This is a genomic window from Pseudomonas sp. 43A (genome assembly GCF_013363935.1).
GTDB classification, from domain to species: domain Bacteria; phylum Pseudomonadota; class Gammaproteobacteria; order Pseudomonadales; family Pseudomonadaceae; genus Aquipseudomonas; species Aquipseudomonas crudilactis.
The window spans coordinates 3,847,385-3,873,062 of the sequence record NZ_CP054880.1 but is presented as its reverse complement, the minus strand read 5'-3'; the positions used below and the strand labels follow the sequence as shown (position 1 = coordinate 3,873,062).

The following is a 25,678-nucleotide window of genomic DNA, read 5'->3' as shown; positions in this document are numbered from 1 at the left end:
CTTCAACTCTCCTCGTCATGGAGCTGCTCATGCATTGGTCAGTCGTGAATCCGTTACGCGTTGCCATCCTTGATGATCACTCGCTCATACGCCTGGCGATGAAATCGCGGCTGACGCGCGAAGCCGAGTTCAGTGTCGTGGGCGTGTACGGGAGCAGCGCGCAGTTGCTCGCTGGATTGCGCGAGACCGAAATCGACCTGCTGATACTCGACTACAAGCTGCACGATGGCGAGCTGGACGGGCTTAATCTGATTCGTCTGCTGCGCAAGCAATATCCAGACATGCGCATCCTCGTCTCATCCTCTGAAGAGCGCCCGGCGGTGGTGAACATGGCGATCGGAGCGGGCGTCAGTGGATTCTTCGGCAAGTCCCAGCCAGTCGATGACCTGATCACGGGCATCCGTTGCGCAGCGTCCGGCCAGTTGTACCTGTCGCCGGCAATGGCCTTCGAGCTTGATGTGCTGCCTGCGTCGGTCGATGAGCCTGCTGGTGCCAATGATGACGGCGCGGTGCACAGCGACGATTTTCTGAGCAATCCTTTGCTGTCGCCGAAGGAGAAAGAAGTCTTGCGCTGCTGTCTCGAGGGCATGGGGGTGACGCAGATCGCTTTGAAGTTCTCGCGCAGTCGCAAAACCATCAGTGGGCAAAAACAGGCCGCTTTCAAAAAGCTTGGCATTCGTGGTGATGCAGAGCTGTTCAAGTTGCAGCACAGCCTGACAGCCGACAACCAGGGATAACACGCTTATGTTTCAACTGTTGCGCGGTGTTTTGCTCGTCAGTGTGCTTTTCGTAGTCGGTAGCGGGTCGTTGTGGGCAGCAGAGCCGCGCACTCTGCAGGTGTTCGGTCGATCAGACTGCAAGGAGGTGCAGGTCGATCTGGGCAATGAAGACTGGAGTTGGCTGCGGCAGAAACGCAGCCTCGTATTGGGATCGGCGCTTCCGGATTTCCCGCCTTATGTCATGACCGCCAGCGGTACGCGTTATGAGGGCATTGCCGCCGACATCGCCTGCATTATCGGTCAGGCCCTGCATGTCGAAGTTACCGTCAAGGCATATCCCGACCGTCGCGATGCCATGGCGGCGCTTGAACGTGGCGACATCGACATGTTGGGCAGCTCCAACAGTTTCGAGTTGATCGACGGCCTCGTCACGCTCAGTAAACCTTATGTTGAAGACGTGCCGGCAATGTTCATGCGCGGCGATGATCGGCGACCGATGCCGGCCAATCTGGCCGGTTTGCGTATTGCGGTTGCCGACGATTACCTGCCATCCAGTCAGCTGCATGGTTTGTATCCCAACGCCGAGTTCGTACTTTTCCCATCCAACGAGTTGGCACTGGCCGCGCTGGCGTTTGGCAAAGTCGATCTGTTTCTGGGCGATACGGTGTCCAGCAACTATCTGATCAACCTCAACTACTTCAACTATGTGCGCCTGCACTCTTTCGTCAAAACGCAAACCAACGGTTTCAGCTTTGCCCTGCGCCGAGGTAATGATCAACTGCTGCGTCTGATCGACTCGGTCATCGAGTCGATGGGTGAGGGCAAGATAGCCGAAATCACCAAGCGCTGGTCCGGTGGCGGCGGGGCACTGACCCCCAAACGTATTGACCTGACACCCGGCGAAGCACGCTGGCTTGAGCTGCACCCGGTCGCGCGGTTCGTGATCAATGACGATCAGGCGCCATTTGCGTTCTTTGATGGCGATGGCAACTTTGGCGGAATCGGCGCCGATCTGCTGGAGCTGATTCAGCGGCGCACTGGATTGCAGATCGATGTGAAGCGCACCGACAGCTTTTCCAGCTTGAGCACACGCCTGCTGGATGGCAGCGCCGATATCTCGTTGCTGACGCCAACCGTCTCCCGTGAAGTCGGTATGCGTTTCACCCACCCGTTCCTCGCCAGTCCTTTTGTGATCGTCACCGCCAAGGACGCTGGCGCGCCTTCAAGCCTGCAGGAGCTACGCGGCAAGCGCGTCGCCGTCCCCGAGAGCTCGGCGGAGCGTGAGCTGCTCAAGGATTATCCCGACATTGAAATTGTCGACAACGAGACAGTGCTCGGCGCTCTGGCTGACGTGAAGGATGGCCGAGCAGACGCGATGATTACCACGCTGCACAGTGCGCGCTATTACATCGCTCACATCTACAGCGACAGTTTGCGCATCTCCAACATCGTCGGCATGAACAAAGGTTTCCTCGCCTTCGCCGCCCGACGCGCCGATACCGAACTGGTCAGCATTCTGAACAAGGCTCTGTTGAGCATTCCACCCGATGAGCTGGACGTGATTCTCAACCGTTGGCGTCCCATTGCTGCGTTCTCGGGTTTGTCGTGGCGCGATTACAAGACGTTGATCTACCAGATCAGCGCTGGCGCATTCCTGATCATCCTCGGATCGCTGGCGTGGAATTTCTATATCCGCCGGCAGATCCGCGAGCGCAGTCGGGCAGAGCGCTTGCTCGGTGATCAACTGAAGTTCATGGGGGCGCTGATCAACGGCACACCGCATCCCATTTACGTACGCGATCGTGAAGGTCGGCTTGTCACCTGCAATAACAATTATCTGCAGACGTTTGGCCTGTTGGAAAAGGATGTGATCGGCAAGACCGTGCTCGAAAGCGGCAAGCGCAATCGCCAGGAAGCGTTGCAATTTCACGATGACTATCTGCGCGTCATCGAGCGGGACGAACCTTACGAGGTGGATCGCACACTGCATGTCGGTGATACGCGGCTGATCATTTATCACTGGATTCAGCCTTATCACGACACGACGGGGGAAGTCAGAGGCGTGATCTGCGGCTGGATCGACATCAGCGAACGCCGCGAACTGATCGAGGAGTTGCGTTCGGCGAAAGAGCTGGCCGATGAGTCGAGCCGCGCCAAAACCACATTCCTGGCAACCATGAGCCACGAAATCCGTACGCCGATGAGCGCCGTGATCGGCATGCTCGAACTCACTCTCAAGCGTGCCGAGCAGGGCCACTTCGATCGGCCGGCGATTGAAGTGGCCTACGACTCGGCCAAAGGCCTGCTGGAACTGATCGGCGACATTCTCGATGTGGTTCGCATCGAGTCTGGGCATGTCAGTCTTTCGCCCAAACGTGCCAACCTGCGCGAGCTGGTCGAATCCGTGGCGCGAGTGTTCGACGGCCTGGCCAGGCAGAAGAGTCTGGTATTGAAGCTCGATATCGACGCCACTGTCGGCTGTGACGTATTGGTTGATCCGATGCGCTTCCAGCAGGTGCTTTCGAACCTGGTGGGCAATGCCATCAAGTTTACCGATACCGGGCATGTCAGCGTCTCGATTCGCGGCCAACGCCTTGCTGACGAACGTTTGCAAGTCGACCTCATAGTCGAAGACACCGGCATCGGTATTTCCAGTGCCGATCTACAGAACCTGTTCCAGCCGTTTTCGCAAGCCAATCATGGCCCGTCGAACCGGGGCGGTACCGGCCTGGGATTGGCGATTTCACGTTCATTGTGCGAGTTGATGGGCGGGCGGCTGAACATCACCAGTACGCTGGGCAAAGGCACCTGCCTGGAAGTGTCGCTGTTCTTCAATATCCTCAGTCCGCTCGGCGGCAAGGTGCAGCCTGTTTCGGTTGTCCAGGACAAGCCAGTGCCGACGCTGCGGATTCTGGTAGTGGATGACCAGAGCGCCAACCGTCTGCTGCTGACGCAGCAGCTCAGCTTTCTTGGCCAGGCGGTGCGTGATGCTGCCGATGGAGCGCAGGCATTGGCGTTGTGGCGCTCGGAGCCGTTCGACATTGTGATCACGGACTGCAACATGCCGGTCATGAACGGCTATGAACTGGCCCGCACCATTCGCCAGGACGAACGCGGTAGTGGTGAAGCGCCGTGTATCGTGCTGGGCTTCACAGCCAACGCGCAGCCGGAAGAAAAAGTGAAATGCCGAGAGGCGGGGATGGATGACTGTCTGTTCAAACCGATCAGCCTCAGCACCTTGTCGACCCTGCTTGCCGGCTGGGAAAAGAACGTCGAAACCGAGCCAGTAGAAAGCCCGCCTGCGGCGGGTATCAAGGAGCTGGGGTCGATTCGCGAGCGTCTGAACGAGCTCACCGGAGGCGATCTCGACATGATGAAAGAACTGCTGCGCGAGGCGCTGTCGAGTTGTGAGAAGGATCTGGAGGAACTGCATTCGCTGATACCCGAAAGCGATCCCGGGTTGTTGGCTGACCTGGCACATCGGATCAAGGGCGCGGCGCGCATTGTCGCCGAGCATCAGGTCATCGAGGCGTGTAACGAGCTTGAGGCCGAGTGCGAAGCGCCGGTCATCGATCCACTGGATATCAATCGCAGCGCGTTGAAGCTGGAGCATGCACAGGCTGATCTGATCAAGAAAATCAAACGGGTCGAGCTGTAACCGTATTGGCGCAGGGCTCTGCTGACTGGCCTTGCATTGAAGGGGGACGTTAAAGATCATTTTGCAACGGGCGATACCTTGGTTAATAACCATGGAGTTTCGCGATGATCATTCGACGTCCTTTATTGATTGCCTGTCTCTGCCTGCTGGGTTTTGACACCGTCAGCGCGGCCCAGTCTGCACCCGTCAGCGGAGTGATTCGCTTCAGCGGACAGATCGTCGAGGCAAGTTGCATGGCGAGTGGCGCCAGCCGCGCTTCTGCTTCTGTCGAGCTGCTTGATTGTCCGCAGGCGAGCACTGGTCAGATCTTCTCGGTGACCAACGTCAGTGCGGCAGGGCGGGGTGAGCCGCGCCAGCAAGTGTTCGTAAAGATGATTGCCGATACCCACGAGCAGGAAAAATATTACGACCAGCGCCTGCTGCTCACGGACACCAAGGGCCACCCGATAACGACTGGCAATTACGTCGTGACGCTGACGCTACCTTGATGGGCTGAGAAAGAATGAGTTTGCGCCTCTTGTTTCAAGGTTACTGACAACAAGGGGCGTTAATAATGAGAATTGTCTGGTTCGTACACAACCGTCCCGCGCTTCTGGCATTGCGCCACTCGCCACCGTTGCAAAATCCCTCCCTCCAAAGACTTTGAACCAGGCCGGGCCCCGCTAGCGCGGGCTTGTCATCAAGGTGTGGTTTTCGTTCAGCGATCCCCGTGGTCATTTTGAGACAAGTCTCATATCGGACTGGTTGGCCCTTGGTTATTTTCTTGAAAGGAAGAATGGAGCTGCCAAAGGTGTCCGATGTTTCTTGAAAATAACCGAAGTCGATCCTTGCGGATCCTGATCGCCGATAACGACGTGCGTAGAGGTCTGTCGATTGAACAACAGTTCAACAAGCTGGGCTGTCTCAGCGTAGTGAACGTCTGTACTTATCGTGACCTGAGAATACTGACGTATTACTGCCCCCAACGGCTCAGCCTGGTCGTCGTCAATGCTGAGTTGCTCAACGAGATGGCAATGGATCCGCTCGATTTTTTTGGGGAAAACCCGCTGATTCGTCACCTGTTGATTTTCAACCCCAGTGATGATCATCAGTGGTCGAAGACCTTCTTCAACCCGCATCCGCAACGCTGGATGCGTCTGGTCTCGAAAATCAATCTGCCGCGATTGGCGGATTTTCTGATGCTGGCCGACCCGACGCTCAAGGAACTGGCGGAGCCGGCCTCATCCGATTCCACCCTTTCTTCAGGTGCAAACCGCTAGCTGTTGCGCCTTCGCGCGGTAATCCGCTTGTGCTTTGAGGTGCTATTGCCCAGCGCCTGCTGTGCTGCCCACTCGTTTGCCCCATTGTCTTGAATACACTCTAAGGTAAGCATCATGCTGCTTCGTAAACTCAATCTCGCGCCGCGTTCGGCGCTGTGTTTTGGCTTGTTCTGTCTCATGATTATCGCGATCGGACTGATCGCCTTGCAGCAAGTCGACTTGCTCAACAAGGCAGAGACCTATGTCGAGACGACCATCGTGCCAAGCATCAAGCTGCTCGGCCAACTGGATCGTGAGTTCATCGAAATCAAGGGCAATAACGCCCGCCTGCGCAACCCTATCGAAACCCCTGAGCGTAAGGCTCAGGCCTTGATGGACATTCAGCAGTCGCGTCAGCTCATCAAAAATCATCAGCGAGCGCTCATTGATCTGCTGGCAACTGACGCCGGGCGTGAGGCCTTCGAGGCGTTCGCCAAAGCACAACAGGTCAATGATCAGGCGCAGGACCAATACCTTGAAACCGTGGCAAAAGGGCAGCTTGAAGCGGCCATTGCGCTGTCAAAGAATCAGATGCGTGCCGCCTCGGACGGCGTGCAGGTCGCGCTCAAGAAGCTGATTGCTCTCAACGAAATTGAAGCTTATGAAGCGGGCAAGCAGGCCGACAATGTTTACGAACATACGCTGTTGATCGTCAGTGTGTTCATTGTCATTGCCATCGGTGCTTCCTTGGCCTTGGCAGTGTTGTACACCCGCAGCCTGACGGTGCCGATTGCAGGCTCGCTAAGGGTTGCGGAATGCATCGCCGCCAACGATTTGAGCGAAACCATCGCGCTGGATGGTTCCGATGAGGCGGCGCAGATGCTGTCGTCACTGGCGGCGATGCAAACCAGTTTGCGTGATGCGCTGATCATGATCCGTGACTCGTCCACGCAGTTGGCCGAAACCTCGGAAGTCATGCACGGCGTCACCGAAGATATCTCGCGTATCACTCAGCGTCAGAGCCATGAAATCGAAATGGCCGCCACGGCCGTGACGCAAATGAGTGCAGCGGTGGAACAGGTTGCGGGCAACGCCGCATCGACCTCGCAACTGACGTCGGAATCAAGCGCCGCAGCCATCGCCGGTAAAACCCGGGTCAGCGAAACGGTTGCGGCAATCAATCTGATGGTTTCCAGCGTGCATAGCACTTCGGCAGAAGTGCAGGCGCTTTCTACGATGGCGAGCGATATCAGCAGCGTGCTGGACGTGATCCGAGAAGTCGCCGAACAAACCAATCTGCTCGCTTTGAACGCGGCCATCGAAGCAGCGCGGGCGGGGGAGGCGGGCCGTGGCTTTGCCGTGGTTGCTGATGAGGTGAGAGGGCTGGCCCAGCGTACGCAGAAATCGACCGAGGACATCGAGTCCATGGTCAGCTCCATTCAGTCGGGCACCAGTCGGGCGGTTTCTTCCATGAGCCACACCCGCTCTCAGGCCGAAAGAACACTCAAGATGGCCAATATCGCCGGCGAAGTGCTGACCGACATCACTGGCTCTCTGAATCTTATCAATGAACGAAACCTGCTGATGGCGACCGCTGCCGAAGAGCAGGCTCAGGTTGCGCGCGAAGTGGATCGAAGCCTGATCAGCATTCGCGACCTGTCTTGCGAAACCGCAGAAGGCTCTAAACAGACGGCAGTTGCATCGGCGGAGCTCTCGCAGTTAGCGGCGTCGCTGAACAAATTGACCAAGGAATTCAAGCTCTGACTGTGAGCGTAAAGCCCTGGTTGCCAGGGCTTTTTTTATCAGTGCTTGATCGGTGAAGTGAAGTCTTGCACATCGGGTGCAGAATTCTGAGCTGGCGATGCGGTTTGTGCCGTCAGTTGTTCAATGCAGGTGGCGAGTTGTTTTTCATAGCTTTCAAGCACCGCTTCGGCTTCAGCTTCGCGCTCATCACGCAAGCGAAAGAAGTCGTCGCGACTGAGCTGATCCGCTACGAGGCGGATATTTTGCTCGATGATCGCGCACAGAGAATCTTCATCCTCTAGCGCGGTGCTGGTTTGCGTCGCGCGTTGAGTGTTTTCCAGTTCGGTCTTTGCCGTCTCGGCAGCCTTCACTTGTTCCTTCGCGTTAAGCAGATCGGTTTCCAGGGCTTGCTTCTGTTCTGCCAGGCGCTTGAGTTCTGCGCTCATTGACTGGATAGCATCGGCGCGATGGGTGAGTTGGACCTCCTGTTGTTGCACCACAGCCTTCAGTGGAAACAGTTCATTGAGCTGGTAACCGGCGACCACAGTCATGGCGATCAGCGCCAGTGCCAGAATCGTCAGGCAGTAGATGGCGGCGTTGCTCTGGGGTTTTGGACTATTGAGGGTATCGAGGGCTCTCACGGAATCGTTTCTCCTATCAAGAGCGGCCAGTGTAATGGCCGAGTTTCGTTGTGCCTTTAAGACGAGTCTTAAAATCGATGCCCACACGGCGCGCCATACCGAATTATTAAATAGAGCTTCTTATTCAATCGTTCATATAAAGCCATGAGAATTGTCTTGTTCTTGAATAATTAAAGGTTTTGCGTTAGAGCATATTTTTTATTATCGTCCTGCTCCGATTGCGGTAGTTTTCTGTCGAAAATATTCGCGCACTCGTCCCACTATTCAGTTGTTTGCTAGCAAGGCAGCTACAGAGAGAGTGTTATGAAGTTTCTCCATATTTTAATTGTTGGATTCTTGTATTTGCTGCCCTTAAATGCAATGGCGGCAGTTTGCGAGTTTTATCCCAACCATACCATGGGCAATCTCTATATTACCCTTCCGGCCACGATCTCGGTGCCGCGGGATACACCCATTGGCTCGGTTATCTATGAAAGCCCGATCGTGACCATGGGAAGTATCCCCAGTTCGTTCAAGTGCTCTGCGGTACACAATGAAGGTGTGCGCAATTCCAGGGGCGTCACCAATGCAGGCGCGCAGACTTTTCCTCTTGGAAATACCGGGATCGGCTGGCAATGGATTCGACCGCCATCGGGCAAAGTATGGAAAGGCTTTCCTGGGGATAGTGACGTCGCTGGCAATTGGGGATGGAACGGCAGCCAGCACATGTTGCGGCTTATAAAGACGGCAAATCTAACCGGTGGTACGACGATAAACTCAGGCCAACTGGGGAAGTTTGTCGCTGGTGAGATCGAGCCTTTGGCAATGAATGTAACCGGCACGCGGATCGTCTCACAGTCTTGCGAAACCCCCGATGTAAAAGTGGATATGGGTAGCTATACCCTGAGCGATTTTTTCCAGAACGGTGCCTATGGCAAGGATCATCTCTTCTACCTTGGTTTGAAAAACTGTCCTCCTGGAATCAATAACTTCAGGTTCGCCTTTTCGCCCACTGCGGGCAGCCCTGTGTGGGACGCCAATACGGGCGTGGTAAAACTGAACAGTAATTCCACTGCAAAAGGGTTGGCATTGCAGTTGCGCTTCGGTGACAGAACGCAGCTCAAGCTGAATCAGAAGTACATAAGGAAAGCGCCCACAGAGCAAGGCGGGAATGAATTTATAAACTTGCAAGCGCGCTTCGTGCGCATTGAACCTTCCAATGCGCAAATGAAGCCGGGCGATGCAAATGCCGAAATTGCCTTTGTCGTTGAGTATCTATGAGGAGGCCAACAGCTTCTTCACCTCAGCCACAATCACTTCAATGTCGAAAGGCTTGGGCAGCACCACGTCAAACAGATCCGAGCGCTGCATGCCAATGTGCGCCTGCGCGCCACTCATGAGAATGATCGGCAGGTGTTTGACGCAAGGCTGGGCACGCACGGCTTCGGCGAATTCGAGGCCGTCCATGACCGGCATCATGAAGTCCGTGATGATCAGTGCTGGCCGTTCTCTCTCCAGCACTTCGAGGGCTTTTTTGCCATTGCTGGCCGTCACCGTCATGAAGCCTTCATCCTCCAGCGCAAAGCCAAGAATGTCAGCAATCAGATACTCGTCGTCGACTACCAGGATGGTGGTCATGTTATTTCAACCCGCTCGAAGACTTACGATATTGAACCAGGCAATGACTCAGATGAGACGGAAGGTTCATTTCTCAAAGCCTTTTCCAGGAACACATCTTGATCACGGATGACTACCTCGAACCGCGAAGGGTTGTAGGAGCTATCACGTATCTTGAGAATGGAAAGCGTCCTGCGAAGTTCAGCGTGATTTTCAAAGAAACGCATGAGAATCAGGTTGTCGGCAATACTGGACAGGTCGGAATTCGGTGCGCTGACCTCGGAGCCGAACAGATCGCGCATTTCCCAGGAGGCGAAGACCGTGACGCCTCGGGATCGCAGCTCGTTCATCAGTGCACTGAAAAAGTCCGTGATGCGTTCCGGTGTGGTTGAAACCCGAGTCATACCGCTGAGGCTGTCGATGAACAGGCGCTTGATACCTTTTTCATCGACCAGGCTCAGCAGGCGCGCACCGAGGGCGTCGAGCAAGCCCTCGGTGGTCGGCTGCCAGGCAATGCTCAGCGCACCGCTGTGTTCCATTTGTTCAATATCGATGCCCAGCGAACGGCCTTTGAGTCGCAGCCGTTGCGGGCTCTCATAGAAGCCGAAATGCAGGCCCGGCGCTTCGGCCGTCGACTGCGCGAGAAACTTCAGCCCCAGCGTGGTTTTGCCGATCCCGGAAGGCCCCATGACGAGCGTGACGCTGGAGCTGTGCAAGCCGCCACCGAGGATGTCATCCAGCGAAACGATGCCGCTGGGAATGCGTGTCATGTCTGCGCTGTCGGGGGCGGAAGGGCGTTTGTACAGACTTTCCAGGCGCGGATAGACCACGAGGCCGTTTTCGGTGATCTCACACTCGTGAACACCGGTCAAAGCGCCGCTGCCGCGGGTCTTGCGCAGGTGAATGCGTCGCACCGATCGCGTGCCGAACAGCTCTTCGCCCATTTCGATGACGCCGTCGACCATCGTGTGTTCCGGACTGCCGTCGTCCAGGCGCGAGCTAGTGAGAAACAGCACGGTGCAACCGGCGAATGCCGCATGGCCTTGCAGTTCGGAGATGAATTTTTTCGTGTCGATCGGTGAGTCGGCCTTCGAGCGCGCGTTGAGCAAACCGTCGACGACCATGACCGTCGCTTTCTGCCGGCTGATTTCGCGCCGCAGCAGTTTCACCACTTCATCGAGGCCTTCGTTTTCCAGCGTATCGAAAGCGCTGACAAACTGTATTTCAGCGCCCACTCGCGACGCATCGAAAAAACTCATGGTCGACAGAAACTGAAACAGCCGGTCGTGGGACTCGGCCAGCAACGTGGCGACCAGAACGCGACCGCCATTGCGGGCATGATTGAAGCCGAGCTGATTGGCGAGGATGGTCTTGCCGGAACCGGGGCGGCCCTGAACGATGTACGAAGCACCCGCGACCAGGCCACCCTGAAGCAGCGCGTCGAGCCCTTCGATTCCGCTTTGAAGGCGTTTTAGCTTTTCCACTTTGCGACCCTGATCTGAAAAAACAGGCTTGTTAAGCCGAATGGGTGAAATGCTAACGCCATTTCCATTTCAGGGCCATGCCGGTGGAGGGAAAGTAGCGTTGGAACATATGGTTTTGGCGTGTTCCACGCCCCCGTGACTTCTGCCAAACCTTTCGAAAACGGTGCCCATCCAAGGGCACCGTTATCAATCGAGAACTCAACCCGTTTCAAATCAAGTTCAGCGCGATTTTAGGAACAGTCTGATAGGAAAACTCTTGATGAGTCCTGAGAATGGGGGTGAGACCTCAGATAATGCCCTCGTCGAAGGATTAAGCCGATGAAACCTCTGCGTGACCTTCAAAATCTTCAGCTAAGACTGGTTGAGTCTGCCGCTGTGAACGAAAGCTGCGCCGCTGACCTGTTAAGCATTCTGCAAAAACTGACGAACAAGGAGGCGAACAGCGTCGTTGAGATAATCGGCTTACTGCAGCATGAGGCAGCAATGCTTCAGCAACTATCGAGAGACTTAACGCTTCAACGCTATAAAACAATGTTTGGCTAACGACTTGCCGACCCGAGCAGCGCGTCGCGAGCATTATCTTGGATGGAGTACCGCAAAGCGCAGGGAGAGGTTGTCACCGTTGTATGCGTCATACGGCCATCGCAACGATGTACTTGTACGATGTCCTATCACAAGGTATTACTACGTCTCCCACAAAAAAAATAAAACCACGGAGATCGCTACATGGACTCATCCCTGTCCGCCAATTCTGAAAGCCTTGACCCAGCGAAAGGCAATACCCGCCGCAGTTTCCTGAAAAAATCCCTCGCTGTTTCCGCCACGCTCGCCACCGTCGGCAGTACCGCGCTAACCCGACTCGCCGAGGCTGCCGAGCCCTTGAGTCAGCGTTACCCTGATCCGCTGATTCACATCCTCGACGACAGCTTCCTCGAACTACGTGTTTTCAACGCCAGTGTAGAAAAACTTGCCACCGGTATGCGCTGGGCCGAAGGGCCGGTGTGGGTCGGTGATGGCCGCTATTTGCTGGTCAGCGACATTCCCAATAATCGCATCATGCGCTGGGACGAAATCACCGACACCTTCAGCGTGTACCGCGAACACTCGAACTTTTCCAACGGCATGTGCCGGGACCGCCAAGGGCGCCTGATTGTCTGCGAAGGCTCCACCACGACCAGCGAAGGCCGGCGCATCACGCGCACCGAAGCCAATGGCACGATCACCGTGCTGGCCGACAGCTTCGACGGCAAGCCCTTCAACTCGCCCAACGACATCGTCTGCAAAAGTGACGGTTCCATCTGGTTCACCGACCCGCCCTTCCAGACCAGCAACAACTACGAAGGCCACAAAATCACCCCGAGCCAACCCCACGCCGTGTACCGCATCGACGGCGAAAGCAAAAAAGTCACCCGGGTGATCGACGACCTCAACGGCCCCAACGGTCTGTGCTTTTCGCCCGATGAAAAAACCCTGTACGTCGTTGAAGGTCGCGCCAAACCCAATCGGCTGATCTGGGCGATTGTCGTAAAAGACGACGGCACACTGGGCGAACGCCGCAAGCACATCGAAGGGCTGGAGTATGCCGCGATCGACGGCATCAAATGTGATGAAGCGGGCAACCTGTGGTGCGGCTGGGGTGGCAACGGTGATCCCAAGGCCGACCTGGAAAAACTCGACGGCGTGCGCGTTTTCAATCCGCAGGGCAAGGCCATCGGGCACATTTCCCTGCCGGAGCGCTGCCCGAATCTGTGCTTTGGGGGACGCGAGGGGAATCGCCTGTTCATGGCCAGCAGTCACTCGATCTACTCACTGTTTGTGAATACCCGCGGGGCTACGTTTGCGCTGTAAAAATAGCCTGCAGTGCATCTGAGGATGCGCTGCATTTCCGGCTGTTTTATGAAGCCCTACGGCCTGGAGACGCCCGGCACATCCATATTGATCTTGCGCCAGTACGCTTCAGAAAAACTGTAAACCGAGAAGGCAATCAACCCCAAGGCCATCATCATCAAAATCAGCCAGCCCGCGGGTAGATTCTGCAGCGCATCGAGCGCTTCTTTCAGACCCGGTGGATCCATGGCTTGATAGGTGGAACCGCTGATTGCCAGGAGCAATGCAATCTCTATAAACACCAGTCCGCGAGCGATCAGACCAAACCGGGATACCGGGCGGACGTAGCGCATGACTTCTTCATCGGCCGCAAAATACTGTTCGAACGACGCTTTCCAACCCTTGATGATGTGAGCAATGCCAACTCCGAGTGGAACGAGAGCGATCACGTACACCAACACATTCGAGTATTCCCACGACAAAAGATGCGCCAGCCAATCTTTGGTTTGCCCACCGGCATTGCCCGAGCTTTTGATGCCGCTCATGAGCAGGCCCAATGCAAAAAACGCCAGAGCCCCGTTGACCAGACCTCCCGCCAACAGGCCGGCGCGAATCACCAGGCCTTTGAGTTGTTTGCCGTGATGGTCGACATCACGCGTAGCTTGCAAGACACGCCAGGCCGCAAAGGCGAGCAGACCCGCCACCACCAATCCAACTAAAAAATAGCCGAATGGCTGGCCTAGCAAGGCCTCCAGGCTCTTGTGGCTGTCCTTGGGTCGGGTCGAATCCCGGGCGGCGAGCAAGGCGAAGATACCGATGATCAAATACAGCACCCCCCGAGCGGCGTAGCCTCCCCGGGCAAGTATTACAAGGCTGTGTTGCGCGGACATGGGGTGTATTCCTGAAGGGGCATAGGAGAGCAGACCCTTCTTGCCAGGAGGGGTTCTATTTCGCCTTCCTGGCACTCAAACGTTAGTTATGTGTTGCGGGCAGAGGAGGGCTAACTCAGCCATCACCTCATCCAGTGCCTGCTCAAGCAGGCTGACCGTGCGCTCGATATTCTGCAGTTTTTCGAGTCCGAACAGCCCGAGGCGGAAGGTCTGGAAGTCGGCCGGCTCGTCGCATTGCAGCGGCACGCCGGCAGCGATCTGCAGGCCGTGCTCGGAAAATTTCTTGCCGTTCTTGATATCGGCATCATCGGTGTAGCTCACCACGACGCCGGGTGCCTGAAAGCCCGCAGCGGCGACGCTTTTGATGCCTTTGCCGGTCAACAGCGCGCGCACCCGATCGCCCAGCGCCTGTTGCTCGTCGCGAACCTTGTCGAAGCCGTACGCTTGCGTCTCTTTCATCACGTCGTTGAACCGTGCGAGGGAATCGCTGGGCATCGTCGCGTGATAGGCATGTCCGCCCTGTTCGTAGGCCTGCATGATCTGCAGCCACTTTTTCAGGTCGCAGGCGAAGCTGCTGCTTTGTGTCTGCTCGATGCGCTCGAGGGCCACAGCACTGAACATCACCAGGGCGCAGCAAGGCGAGGCGCTCCAGCCTTTTTGCGGGGCGCTGATCAGCAGGTCGACCGCGCATTGGTGCATATCCACCCAAATGGTGCCGGAGGCGATGCAGTCCAGCACGAACAGCCCACCCACCGCATGCACGGCGTCGCCGACCGCTCGCAGGTACTCGTCGGGCAGGAGGATTCCGGATGAAGTTTCAACGTGGGGCGCGAAGACCACTTTCGGTTTCTGCGCCGCAATGGCGGCCAGTACTTCGTCCAGCGGCGGCGGGGCGTAGGCTGCCTGGCGACCCGTCTCGACCGGCCGAGCTTTGAGCACCGTAGTGGCCGCCGGGATGTTGCCCATCTCCAGAATCTGGCTCCAGCGATAACTGAACCAGCCGTTGCGTATCACCAGGCACTGTTGGCCGGTGGCGAACTGCCGCGCCACCGCTTCCATGCCGAATGTACCGCTGCCCGGAACCACCGCCACCGCTTCGGCGTGGTAAACCTGTTTCAGGGTCGTGGAAATGTTCTTCATTACGCCTTGAAAGGACTGCGACATGTGATTGAGCGAGCGGTCGGTGTAGACCACGGAATACTCGACCAATCCCTCGGGATCGATGCTCGGATAGAGCTTGGACATGGTGACTCCTTTGGCAGAGGGGTAAACATCATTGGCAAGCAAGTGTAGGCAAAGGGCAGGGATCAGCTCATTGAATTGCGCAAATGAGGTTAGAGTGCTCAGCAATGTCTCGATCGTTGCGTGAACCATGAAGCTGCCGCTGTTTATTTCTCTGGATGGGCCCAAGGGCACCGGCAAAACCACACTGCTGGAGGCTGTGACCGCCGCACTGCGGGCAAACAACCAGAAAGTCGTTCGGCTGTGCGAGAGAAAAAGTGATCCGTATCGCGGCGAAACCATGGCCCTGGTCAACCAACTCGCCAGACATCCCTCGCGGGATCTGGAGTGGGCGGTGTGTCAGCGCCTTGCGGATAGCCGTCGCTGGATTTCTGAGCGGGTGCTGCCCAAACAGCCATTGAACAGCATCATCATGATCGATCGCTGGTATCCGTCGGATGCCGCATTTCGCCATAGCGTGCCGTTTGCCGAGATTCTGCAGTTGAACATCGAGCGAGGCGTGCGCGTGCCGGACCTGCATGTCGGCGTTGTCACTGCGCCGGATATTTCATGGGCGAGGGCGACTGCACGATCGCGTGGACTAGGCGGCACAGTAATCCAGAAACACGCAGAGCACGTCACCTGTAGCGAGATGTTCGAGCAGGCGGTTGTCGATCACGGCTGGATGTTGTGCCGTAACGAAGGAACCATCGAAGCCGCAACGACTCAGGTAGTTGCAGAGATCTATAAAGTGCTTGGCTGATTGTCGAATCAGCGCCGCCTGATCTAGTTTGAATGTCAGGTTTCTCTGACATGAACTCACCGTACTGACGGATCACACGCCCCCCATGCTCACAAACCTCTGGTATGTCGTTCTCCCATCGTCACAGCTGACTGATGGATTGATGCCGGTTCAATTGCTCGGACAACCGTTCGTGGCGTTCCGCGATGACGCGGGTGTCGCTCACGTGCTGTCGGATATCTGCGTTCATCGCGGCGGCTCACTGTCGGCCGGCAGCAAGGTCGGCAACAGCGTGCAGTGTCCCTATCACGGCTGGCGGTTTGGCGGTGACGGCGTTTGCACGCAGATACCGGCGCAGCCCGACCTGCGGATTCCCGCCAAGGCCCGCGTCGATGCGTACCCGACGCTTGAACGCTACGGTTGGATCTGGGCATTTTTAGGTGATCTGCCGGAGCCTGAGCGTCCGCCGTTGCCGACGCTCGACTGGGTTGACGATCCCGCCATCCGCGTGGTCTCGGGCCACTTTGACTGGCAGGCCAGTTGGGACCGGATCATCGAAAACGGTCTGGACTTCGCGCACGCACCGTTTGTCCATGGTTCAACCTTTGGCGATCCGGATCATCCGGAGATTGAATCGTTCGAGGTCGACAGCGATGCGTGGAGCGGCAGCGCGCAAATGCTTATGCGCAGACCAGCACGCAAAGGGCTGATGCGGCGCAAATCCTCCACCGAGTTTGTCAGTGTGGTGACTGTTCCGGGGTTTCACCTGTCCGGCCCTTGTACAACGCTTGAGCTTGAGTTGCCCAACGGCTGGCGGATCTACATCGTCTCGGCGCACGTGCCGATTGACGCCAATCGCACGCGCACCTGGTGGATGATGGGCAGAACGTTCCTGCGCTCACGACTGCTGGATCGCCGGTTCATTGCGAGCAATATCCGTATCTTCGAGCAAGATCATGCCGTATTGAAAAACGTCCGGCCCGAGCGCGTGCCGGACTCTTTTCAGCAGGAGGTTTCGCTGAAATCCGACGCGCTGCAGATTGCCTTTCGCCGAGACGTACAGGCACTGGAACAGCGCGGTTGGCGCATCGATGAAGAGCGTCTTGCGCGTACTTTCACCGGACGCAAGGCCTGCGCGATACCCAGCCCTGAACGTCGTCAGATTCGCGCTTGGGCGATTGAGCCGATTCCGCTCGTGGACATCACCCACGAATCCCAATAGTGGCGCGAGCCAGCCTGCGCTTGACGCAGACTGACGCAACTCTTAGCGCGTCTCGCACTGAGGCGAAGGCTCACCGCTCAATGCATCGACCATCGGCGGATGCTCCTGCACCGCCTGACGCAAGTCTTCGGTCACCCGCAGTTCCGCACCTGTCGGCGAGAAGGTTGCTGCCGCTGCAAACGGCGCGGGATTGGCCGGAACCGGACGTTTGCCACGGCGCCACAGGAAGAAGGTGACCATGCACAGATTGACCAGCGCAAACACCCAGAACAGTCCATTGGCGCCGAACGAGTTCATCACCGGCGAGATCATCATCGGGCTGATCGCCGAGCCCAGCGAGTTGATCAGCAGCAAGCCCTGAATCATCGGCACCAACGCTTCGGCAGGCGCGCGGTCGGCGGCGTGGCTGACGGCAACCGGATAAAGCGCAAACACACCGCCGCCGAGCAGAAACAACATCACCGCGAGCATCGTCGAGGACAACGGCACCAGCACGATCACCAGTGATAGCAAGGTGCACGCCACTGTCAGAATCGTCAGCACTTGCAAACGATCCTTGCGATCGGACCAACGCCCGACCGGATATTGCAGGAGCATCGCACCAAGAATCGTCCAGGCCATCATGCTGCCGACCTCACCGACATTCAGTCCGCTGCGCTGCAGATACAGCGGCAGCAAGGTGTAAATCGCCGCGATGGTCACACCTGAACCGAAACAGCCGACCAGCCCGGTCGGCGTCACGCCCAACAGTTGCCGGGGTTTGAGCGGTTCAACCTGATCGAGCAATGGCGAAACGCGCGGCAGGATCACGATCGGCAGCACCGACAACGAGGCGAGCATGCCGGCGACCATGAACGGCGCGCTGTCGCTCAACCCGGTGATTTTGCCCAGCGTTGCCTGGCCCAGCACACCGGCGCCGTACAAGACGATCATGTACAACGCGAGCAAGCGCCCGCGAATCTTCGCGTCACCCGCCAGCAGCAGCCAGCTTTCGATCACCAGAAACACGCCGACCGTGGCCCAGCCGTTGATCAAACGCAGGGCGAACCAGCCCCAGGTGTCATAGAACAAGCCCTGCAACAGGATGGTCACGGCGATCAGCGAAGCAAAACTGCCATAGGCGCGGATATGGCCGATGCGCAGGATCAAGCGGTCATTGAACACTGCACCCAAAGTCAGGCCGATGAAGTAGGCCGATGAAACGATACCGATCATCGTGGTCGAGGCACCGGCAGCGTCCAGTCGAAGGGTGGTCAGGGAAGACAGAAAGCCGTTGCCCAGCGCAACAATGAACAGCCCGAGCAGGGGCGCCAGCGCCATGGCCAGCAAACGCGGAGACATAAAAACCTCTAGAGATCGAACAGCGCAACGTGCGCCTCTGCGCATGCGATTGCCAAGCCGAAAAAATGTGTGGTGCGAATGCCTGCCGAACGGGCAGGGCGGTTGAGTCGGACACACGTCAGCGAGGTGTGGCCAGCCATTCAGGAACGCGTTTTTGTGACCGTGATGCAGGCAGCCACCGATGGGGCTGCAAGAGAGCGCGGGATTCTAAGGCTTGTGCAGGATTTGCCAAGAGCTGCTTGCTGCGACGTTAGGACGCAGGTGTTGCCATTTATGCTAGTCCTGAGTGGCTGAGCAAAAAACAGCTTTTTGCCATCACCTAAGTGCTAAATTGCTTCGCGTACGGTCAGTGTTCCGCAATCACGCAAGTTTCAGGAGATCAACAGCATGGAAGCCACCCCGCTAGGCCGAACAGCCGCAACACGTTACCTCGCAGCATTTGGCCTATCGCTGCTGTTCAACCCTTCAACCCCGGCCTTCGCCTTCAATCCCGACCTGCATTCGGCCTATGCACTGAGAGCAGCTCAGGCGTATCAACGCTGCCCGGGAGTAAAGTTGCCCGAGCAGTTGGCCGAGGCATTGGCGACTGGCACTGACGCTGAGGATTCAAACCTGCTGACGCTCCCTCAGCGCGCTACCAATTGGCACTTCTATAACCGGAATAAAAAGCTTGAGCCATTCTGGTTCGCCAATCGCAGCCTGGATGTGATTTTTTCCAAACGTATTGAAAAGCTGAACGCACTGCTGGTGGCACCTGATGCCGATCCCGTTGCGGTATACGAGCAAGCGGGAAGAGTCTTGCATTACATACAGGACATGAGCGTACCCGGCCATGTAATCCCGGCTTACCACGCCAAGTTGCCGGGCAATCATTCCGATCCGTTTGATGAGTTCGAGAGCATTGAAGCGCTGCCTGTTTTCGACTTGTCTGACGCGCAGTGTCAGGCGCTTCGTGATGAGGCGAGTAAAGCCGATGCCAACCCTCGACGTTTTCTGGACGCCGCTGCCACAGCAACCTTGCAAGCGATAGAGCAGATAGACGCGGCTGGTAAACCTGTCGTCGACGGTGCATGGAACGCGTATTGGGTTTACCCCGCGCGAGACACCGATGAAGCCCGCAAAGGCTGGGGCCAATACGGTACCTGCGAATTTGCAAAGGGCAATGTCAATGCTGGGTGCAAGCGTGAAGAACAGCTTGTGGCGTTGTTCGAACAACAGTCTCGGCAGGCTCAGAGAAACTCGGTGCTGATGCTTTTTTATGTGCAAAAGAAGCTGGCCGAAGCAGGCCAGAAAAACGCCAGTGCAATGGCTGATCAATAATGGGGACTGAAATTTAGAATGCGCCGCTTAATAGCCCATGGATGTGTTGTTGTCAGTGTCGCGATGCTGTGTTCAGGATGTACCTCCTATGCGACCGTGCCGACAATCAACGAACACGCTGGAACCGCAACCCAGGAAATCATCTCCAGCTTCAGCTACAAAATAGACTCTCCCTGGAAAAACAGTCGCCTTGGCAAAGACGCCTATGCGCTGACAAAGAACATTATTCCAAATGCACAGGATCTCAGCTCCAGCCCTGTAGCCTCGAGCCTCCCTGCACTGGAAATAAAAGTCTCGGAATTTTCACTGGGTGGCGCTTGCACACAAGAGTATTTGACGGGGTTGAGTTTTGGTTTGATTCCGAGTTGGTGTACGAGGCCAGACCTGTTCAAGTTTGATTTCATTCTAAATAAAGAAAACGGCGTTTGCAGGCAAAGAACTTACTCAGTGAGCGCGACCACGGTTTCACATCTCGTGGTGATTCCATTTGCACTGTTGCAGCCCGAGAATCGACCACTGGGCATTTATCAGGCTTCGCTAAGAGATTTCCTTAAAGCAGATCAATGTTCCAAAGGCATGTGACGAGCACATCAGGCTTTCAAAAATCTCGCGGCGTAACTGACAAACAACAACAGAAAAACCAAGCCACCCAACGCGACCAACAGCGTACTGAGGTGGGCAATCATGCCGATAAATGCCGGGCCCATGAGAATGCCGGCATAGCCCATGGAGATGATCGCCGGAATCGCGGTGCGCTGCGGCATGCGCTGTTGCCGACCCGCCGCCGTAAACAGCACCGGAACAATGTTCGAGCAGCCGATGCCGACCAAGGCATAACCCAGCAAGGACGCCTGCCAACTCTCGAACACCAGCGAAACCAGCATACCCGCCGCCGCGCAGATCCCGCCCAGCGCCACCACGCGAATGCCACCCAGCCGGCTGACGATGGCATCTCCGGTCAGGCGCCCGAGCGTCATCGCCGCGGCGAAACTCGCATAGCCCAAACCGGCGTAGCTGGGTTCCATTGCGCGTTGCGAGGCGAGGAAAACCGCGCTCCAGTCGAGCATGGCGCCTTCGGTCAAAAAAACAATGAAGCACAGGCAGCCCAGCAGCAGCACGATCCCCCGTGGCAGCGCCAACAACGGACCGTCTCTCTCGGTGCCATAGGGCAGCAAACTCGGCGCAGCCTTGTACAGTGCGGCGAGGATGATCGCTACCAGACATAGCACAGACAACAGCGGATCCAGACCCAGGCTGAGCATCGCCGTCATGGCCCCGGCACCCGCGATACCGCCGACGCTGTAAAGCCCGTGAAAACCGGATTGCAGGGTTTCGCCGCTGTTCTTTTCAACAATGATCGACTGGATATTGATCGCGCAATCGAGCATGCCCATGCTGGCGCCGAACCCCAGCACCGCAAGAGCCAGCCCCGGCAGCCATGTCAGATGGCTGAGCATCGGCAGCACCGAACACAACGCGAGAGTTGAGCAGATGATCACTGGCCGACAGCCAAACCGTGCAGTCAGGTAACCGGCAAACGGCATGGCGACGATTGAGCCGATACCAAATCCCAGCAACAACAGGCCCAGTCCGCCGTCGTCAAGTCCCGTGCGCGCTTTCACCAACGGCACGAGCGGCGCCCAGGCCGACATCACAATGCCGGTGATCAAAAATACGATGCGCGTGGACATGCGCTCGCCGTAGTTCGCATAAGCTGCCAGGGATGACGTCGAAGCGTTCATTGATGCGGACATCCTTATCGGTGTCTCCCGGCTTTTTTGGCGACGAACCGGAACAACAGCTTTTCGGGACAAAAGAGTCCCTGCCAGCATCCGTCGGGATGCTGGCAGGGAAGAGGGATGGAACTGGTGAGGAGAACGGGTCAGCCAACAGACTTCAAAGGGATGGGGCCTTTGAGCCGTTCCATCATGGTCGCGCAGTACCAGTCATCGAACTGACAAACACCGGTCTCGGCGGTTTCCGAATAAGGGCCCGGCTCGTACGACGGCGAGGTCACGCCACGCTGGGTGCCCTCGACCAGCGTGCGGTCCTGATCGTTGGTGGCAATCCAGACTTTGGTCAGGCGTTCGAGATCGTAATCCACGCCTTCCACTGCGCTGTCGGGTACCAGCCATTTGGTCGTGACCAAGGTTTCGGTGGCGCTGATTGGCAGCACCCGGAAGCTCAACGCATGGTCACCGAGGAAGTGATTCCAGGTGGAGGGGTAGTGGAAGTACAGCAGCGCGCCGATGTCCGCTTCAGCTGTCTTGTCCAGGCGTCCGGCAACGGCCGGTTTACCATCCATGGTGTAACTGACGGCACCGGATGACAGCGGAATACGGGTCATGCGGAACTGACCATTGATATCCATCACCAGACGGCTTGGCAACCCGGCGCTCTCGCACTTGGACCAGTAGGCCGATAGCTCCGGATCATCTTCGCCACTGATGCCGCCCACCGAGAGATTATCGACGAACGAATGCAACAGCTCCGGGTGTGAGCCGTCGCAGTGGTAACACTCGCGATTGTTTTCGAAGACCAGTTTCCAGTTGCCTTTCTCGACGATGTTCGATTCGAACGCCACTTTGCAGTTTTCAAGATAGTGCGGCGCTACAAAAGGGCTGACAGCTTTGCGGAATCCTTCGAAGTCGGGAGCCTTGGCGGCCACGCAGACATAAATGTAGGTATCGACGATCTCGCAGTGAACGCTTTTCAGACTGTATTGGGATTTGTCGAAATCCTGGCCCATGTTGCCGGCGAACAACAGGTTGCCATCCAGCTCATACGTCCACTTGTGATACGGGCAAACCATCTTCGCCACTTTGCCGTGATCCGCCTCACAGATTTTCGCGCCACGGTGACGGCAGGCGTTATGGAACGCCCGGACTTCTCCGTCTTTGCCGCGCACCACGGCAACGGGATAGTCACCGATCTGCAGGGTGAAATACTGCCCCGGCTTGGTGATTTCAAAGGTGTGGCCGGCGAAGATCCAGTCCTTGTGCCAGATCTGCTCAAGATCCTGGCGGTAAACGCTTTCATTGCTGTAGAGAGCGCCAGGCAGCGAGTGCCAGGCTTTACGCTGTGCAATCAGGTCAAAAACGCTTTCTTTATTGTTCATTGTTATCCTCCCATAGGCGACATGGTTCTCAGCCTATATGTCCCAGGACAGACGTCACAAACGACATTTGCTGTGGGCAATTCATGCGTTGGCGTTATCGATGAGCACGTGGCTAGAGTGCCAAAACCGGGTGAAAAATCGGTTCCAGGGCGGTAATGGCGCAGCTGGATTGGGCAATGTGTTTGATCGCTGTTTTCACCTCGGCACTGCGCTCTACACCGAGACCGCTGGCGAACAGATCAAATTTATGATCCAGCTCTTCTTCGCTGAGGGCGGTTTCGGGATCGCCCCGCGCGGCGGTGACCGGACTCACCAGCACGGCACCGTTTTTCAGGGTGATGGTCAATCGCGAGAGGATTTCGGCGGGGAATCGGGCGGAGATATCGGCGGCTTCGACGATTTCGATACGGCGGCTCAACGCCAGAATATCTTCAGCAAAAATCGCCGCTCCGGTGACTTCTTGCGGACCGACCTTGCCCCGGACAATCAGTGCGGCCAGCGGAAAGGCGAGGGCGTACTGCGCCTGATCGGCGTCACTCGGCGTATGCCCCTGCAAACACATCGACTCATAGAACGTTTCGACGCGTACAGTTTCAATGGAGTCGGCATCGATCTGAGGGTTTTCCCGCTGCAGTTCGAGCATGGCGGTCAGCGCCGGCTGCGCCCAGCGGCAAACCGGCCAGGGTTTGAAGTACTGACTGTCGATCTCCCATCGTGTACCGATATCGGTCCAGTATTCAGCGACGGTGACGTCTTCAACCGTTTCTGCCGGTGCACCGGTGATGCCTTCCCGGGCCATGAGCAGCGCGTTCAAACCCGCAAATGCGCCTGCGCCGTGGGCATCGCGCAGCATCGTCGGTGCTTGCACCACGCGCATCATCGGGCAGCGTGCGCTGAAGTACTCAGCGATGCCCAAGGCGTGGCGAAAGGTCGGCTCATCAAAGCCCAGCAAGCGCGGCCCGGCACACACCACGCCCAGCGCGGAAAAACCGCCGGATGCGTGATACGTCGGCGAGGTCGCCATCAATGCGGAGCCGGCCCGCAGCGCCGTTTCATAACCGATGCACAGGGCGGTGAGCAGTTCATGACCACTAATTGACTGACCCTGATGATGCAGCGCATCGGCGAGGGCGAGCACGGCGGGAACAACGGTGGCACCGGCGTGACCCTTGGATTTGAAGTGGCCCTCATGGGCGTCGAGGCTGTCAGCGCTGAATCCTCCGGCCCAGGCGGCGCCGAGTACGTTGACGCGCTGTCCGGCAAAGATCAGGCGACTGCTATAGGCGCCCGTCGGGTAATGCTGTTCGGCAAAACGTCGCATGGCGCTGCTGGTGTCATTGCTGGCCGCACCGGCCATGACGCCGACGATATCCAGCAGACTGTCCTGCACGATTGCACGGGTCTTGAGCGGGGCATCGAGGAAATCAAAGTCGCGACAGAATTCGAAGAGTGACATTCAACAATCCCTTCCTGTGAGTTGAGCCGAACCGATCATGGCCGGCGCAGCTCAACAATGAGCCAGGGGGAGGGTGCCGCTCTAGCAACATTTTCGGCGGGCAATTGATAACCAAATCAGCCGACGCCTGTGCCGACTGAATTAACGGCGGGGAAACTTCGCCAGAATCCATTCACGAAAACGCCGCAACTCATCTTCGTTTTCAGAGCTTTCGCGACAGCTCAGGTAGTGCCAGCTGTTGCGCAATTGCACCTGTTGCTCGATCGGTCGCACCAGCAAGCCTTGTTGCACCAAACCCGTGACCAGGTGATTCCAGCCCAGCGCAATGCCCTGATGGGTCAGGACCATGCTGATCAGCAGGTTGTAGTCGTTGGCGTTGAAGATCTGCGGACTGTTCGGCGGGCGGTCATCGATATCGATAGCCTGAAATGCCAGCCACACACCCCAGTCGACATGCTCGGCGACTTGCGAGCGGCCATAGGGACTCAGGTTGAGCAGGGCCGAATCGCGCACACCTTCGATCGTCGCAATCTCCGGGTGCTTTTCCAGGTACTGCGGGGTGCACACCGGGTAAATCACGTCGTGGCACAACGGATAGCTTCTATAACCATCACGGATGCGCGAAATCTTGGTGATGAAGATGTCCGGCTGTACACCGGGTTCCATGGTCAGAAAGTTCTGCGTGGTGATCAGGTTGAGTTCGATGTCCGGGCACTGGGCGAAGAACTCCTGCAGATGATTCGACAGCCACAGTGCGGAAAAGGCTGGCGAGCAACAGACGGTGAGGACCTTCTTGGTCGACTGACTGCTGCGGATGCGTTCGGCGGCCTGGGCGATGTTGACGAACGACAGTTGCGCGGCATCGAAGAACACCGCACCAGCGGCCGTCAGTTCCACCGCACGGCCGACCCGGGTAAACAGTTGCGCGCCCAGATAGCTTTCCAGTTCACGGATCTGCCGGCTGATCGCGGCTTGCGAAACGCACAATGCCTCGGCCGCACGGGTGAAGCTTTCGTATTTGGCGGCGGCCACAAATGCCTTCACAGCCCTCAAGGACGGCATTTTCAGCAGGATGGTGTCAGGGTCGACATGCTTGCTCATTCGTACACACTCCTAACGATACAGCTCCCCAACGAAGCGCGAGGAGGGTAACGGAACCGTGCGGGGAGGGCTACGCGAGCGTCGCTTTGGGGATAGACCCGGTCGCTCATGGTGCTGACGCGGCACTCGGCAGTGGCAGTCGTCGCAACCGATAACCCGACGTTATCGAATTGCCCCTGTAAATGTAGTTGGATTAAGCGGGGTGATGCTAATAGATTTGAAACATCCCTTTTTCCTGGGACCTCAAAAATAATAAAAGGAAGCCCGTCGTGAAGACATTTATTCATTACCGCTGCCGCTTACAATTATTTTTGCTCGTTTGCCTGTCGCTTAATGCGAAAGATGCACGATGCGAAGGAGG

The 25,678-nt window shown here is 57.0% G+C and carries 22 protein-coding genes; 12 read left to right on the top strand and 10 right to left on the bottom strand.

The annotated features are described in order from the left end of the window. Positions 1-29 precede the first annotated feature (29 nt). The 5 genes from HUW52_RS16990 (at position 30) to HUW52_RS16970 (ending at position 7,379) form a co-directional block, all read left to right on the top strand. Positions 30-737: a response regulator transcription factor gene (locus tag HUW52_RS16990; protein ID WP_150706768.1), complete on the top strand. Its 708-nt coding sequence runs from the start codon at positions 30-32 to the stop codon at positions 735-737. Positions 738-744: 7 nt separating this feature from the next. Next, complete coding sequence (locus HUW52_RS16985) at positions 745-4,377, top strand: transporter substrate-binding domain-containing protein (protein ID WP_175554332.1); 3,633 nt, start codon at positions 745-747, stop codon at positions 4,375-4,377. A gap of 104 nt (positions 4,378-4,481) precedes the next feature. After that, the gene (locus HUW52_RS16980) at positions 4,482-4,865 is read left to right on the top strand and encodes a type 1 fimbrial protein (protein WP_175554331.1); all 384 of its coding nucleotides are present in this window, start codon (positions 4,482-4,484) and stop codon (positions 4,863-4,865) included. Positions 4,866-5,174: 309 nt separating this feature from the next. Further along, positions 5,175-5,636, top strand: coding sequence for a hypothetical protein (locus tag HUW52_RS16975; RefSeq protein ID WP_016984509.1), 462 nt, complete (start codon positions 5,175-5,177; stop codon positions 5,634-5,636). A 114-nt stretch (positions 5,637-5,750) separates the two neighbouring features. Beyond that, positions 5,751-7,379 carry a methyl-accepting chemotaxis protein gene (locus tag HUW52_RS16970; RefSeq protein ID WP_175554330.1) on the top strand — a complete coding sequence of 543 codons (1,629 nt, stop codon included), beginning with the start codon at positions 5,751-5,753 and terminating at the stop codon, positions 7,377-7,379. Between the two features lie 38 nt (positions 7,380-7,417). On the opposite strand, the gene HUW52_RS16965 is transcribed toward HUW52_RS16970, so the two are convergent. After that, positions 7,418-7,999: a hypothetical protein gene (locus tag HUW52_RS16965; protein WP_175554329.1), complete on the bottom strand. Its 582-nt coding sequence runs from the start codon at positions 7,997-7,999 to the stop codon at positions 7,418-7,420. 303 nt (positions 8,000-8,302) lie between these two features. Here HUW52_RS16965 and HUW52_RS16960 point away from each other — a divergent pair, with 303 nt between their 5' ends. Continuing rightward, entirely contained in the window at positions 8,303-9,259 is a 957-nt protein-coding gene (locus tag HUW52_RS16960) for a fimbrial protein (protein ID WP_099759155.1), read from the top strand. Here the strand turns inward: HUW52_RS16960 and HUW52_RS16955 are convergent. Further along, positions 9,254-9,616: a response regulator gene (locus HUW52_RS16955; RefSeq protein WP_093431585.1), complete on the bottom strand. Its 363-nt coding sequence runs from the start codon at positions 9,614-9,616 to the stop codon at positions 9,254-9,256. The genes HUW52_RS16960 and HUW52_RS16955 overlap by 6 nt on opposite strands. A gap of 23 nt (positions 9,617-9,639) precedes the next feature. Further along, a complete protein-coding gene (locus HUW52_RS16950; protein ID WP_175554328.1) occupies positions 9,640-11,079 on the bottom strand; it encodes an ATPase domain-containing protein in 1,440 nt (479 codons plus the stop codon). Positions 11,080-11,397: 318 nt separating this feature from the next. On the opposite strand from HUW52_RS16950, the gene HUW52_RS16945 reads away from it, so the two are divergent. Both HUW52_RS16945 and HUW52_RS16940 read left to right on the top strand, forming a co-directional pair. Further along, positions 11,398-11,622: a hypothetical protein gene (locus HUW52_RS16945; protein WP_160057823.1), complete on the top strand. Its 225-nt coding sequence runs from the start codon at positions 11,398-11,400 to the stop codon at positions 11,620-11,622. Between the two features lie 183 nt (positions 11,623-11,805). Then, positions 11,806-12,927 (top strand): SMP-30/gluconolactonase/LRE family protein, encoded by a 1,122-nt coding sequence (locus tag HUW52_RS16940; RefSeq protein WP_175554327.1) that lies wholly within the window; start codon positions 11,806-11,808, stop codon positions 12,925-12,927. A gap of 56 nt (positions 12,928-12,983) precedes the next feature. Here HUW52_RS16940 and HUW52_RS16935 read toward each other — a convergent pair whose 3' ends face one another. Together HUW52_RS16935 and HUW52_RS16930 are read right to left on the bottom strand one after the other, a co-directional pair. Further along, on the bottom strand, positions 12,984-13,796 hold the full coding sequence (locus HUW52_RS16935) for a DUF1206 domain-containing protein (RefSeq protein ID WP_175554326.1): 813 nt from the start codon (positions 13,794-13,796) through the stop codon (positions 12,984-12,986). A gap of 75 nt (positions 13,797-13,871) precedes the next feature. Further along, complete coding sequence (locus tag HUW52_RS16930) at positions 13,872-15,041, bottom strand: aminotransferase class V-fold PLP-dependent enzyme (RefSeq protein ID WP_175554325.1); 1,170 nt, start codon at positions 15,039-15,041, stop codon at positions 13,872-13,874. Between the two features lie 127 nt (positions 15,042-15,168). Here HUW52_RS16930 and HUW52_RS16925 point away from each other — a divergent pair, with 127 nt between their 5' ends. Then, positions 15,169-15,780 (top strand): dTMP kinase, encoded by a 612-nt coding sequence (locus HUW52_RS16925; RefSeq protein ID WP_175554324.1) that lies wholly within the window; start codon positions 15,169-15,171, stop codon positions 15,778-15,780. 85 nt (positions 15,781-15,865) lie between these two features. Beyond that, a complete protein-coding gene (locus HUW52_RS16920; protein ID WP_175554323.1) occupies positions 15,866-16,981 on the top strand; it encodes an aromatic ring-hydroxylating dioxygenase subunit alpha in 1,116 nt (371 codons plus the stop codon). Positions 16,982-17,023: 42 nt separating this feature from the next. Here the strand turns inward: HUW52_RS16920 and HUW52_RS16915 are convergent, their stop codons facing one another. Continuing rightward, positions 17,024-18,367 (bottom strand): MFS transporter, encoded by a 1,344-nt coding sequence (locus HUW52_RS16915; RefSeq protein ID WP_371929220.1) that lies wholly within the window; start codon positions 18,365-18,367, stop codon positions 17,024-17,026. Positions 18,368-18,709: 342 nt separating this feature from the next. Here HUW52_RS16915 and HUW52_RS16910 point away from each other — a divergent pair, with 342 nt between their 5' ends. Next, complete coding sequence (locus HUW52_RS16910; RefSeq protein WP_175554321.1) at positions 18,710-19,642, top strand: hypothetical protein; 933 nt, start codon at positions 18,710-18,712, stop codon at positions 19,640-19,642. 18 nt (positions 19,643-19,660) lie between these two features. Further along, positions 19,661-20,224 carry a hypothetical protein gene (locus HUW52_RS16905; RefSeq protein ID WP_175554320.1) on the top strand — a complete coding sequence of 188 codons (564 nt, stop codon included), beginning with the start codon at positions 19,661-19,663 and terminating at the stop codon, positions 20,222-20,224. 8 nt (positions 20,225-20,232) lie between these two features. Here HUW52_RS16905 and HUW52_RS16900 read toward each other — a convergent pair whose 3' ends face one another. The 4 genes from HUW52_RS16900 to HUW52_RS16885 form a co-directional block, all read right to left on the bottom strand. Next, a complete protein-coding gene (locus HUW52_RS16900; RefSeq protein ID WP_175554319.1) occupies positions 20,233-21,384 on the bottom strand; it encodes an MFS transporter in 1,152 nt (383 codons plus the stop codon). Between the two features lie 140 nt (positions 21,385-21,524). Then, positions 21,525-22,760, bottom strand: a complete 1,236-nt coding sequence (locus HUW52_RS16895; RefSeq protein WP_175554318.1) for an aromatic ring-hydroxylating dioxygenase subunit alpha — start codon at positions 22,758-22,760, stop codon at positions 21,525-21,527. A 112-nt stretch (positions 22,761-22,872) separates the two neighbouring features. After that, positions 22,873-24,216: an MmgE/PrpD family protein gene (locus tag HUW52_RS16890; protein WP_175554317.1), complete on the bottom strand. Its 1,344-nt coding sequence runs from the start codon at positions 24,214-24,216 to the stop codon at positions 22,873-22,875. A gap of 141 nt (positions 24,217-24,357) precedes the next feature. Then, complete coding sequence (locus tag HUW52_RS16885; protein WP_034154055.1) at positions 24,358-25,317, bottom strand: LysR family transcriptional regulator; 960 nt, start codon at positions 25,315-25,317, stop codon at positions 24,358-24,360. Positions 25,318-25,678: the final 361 nt, after the last annotated feature.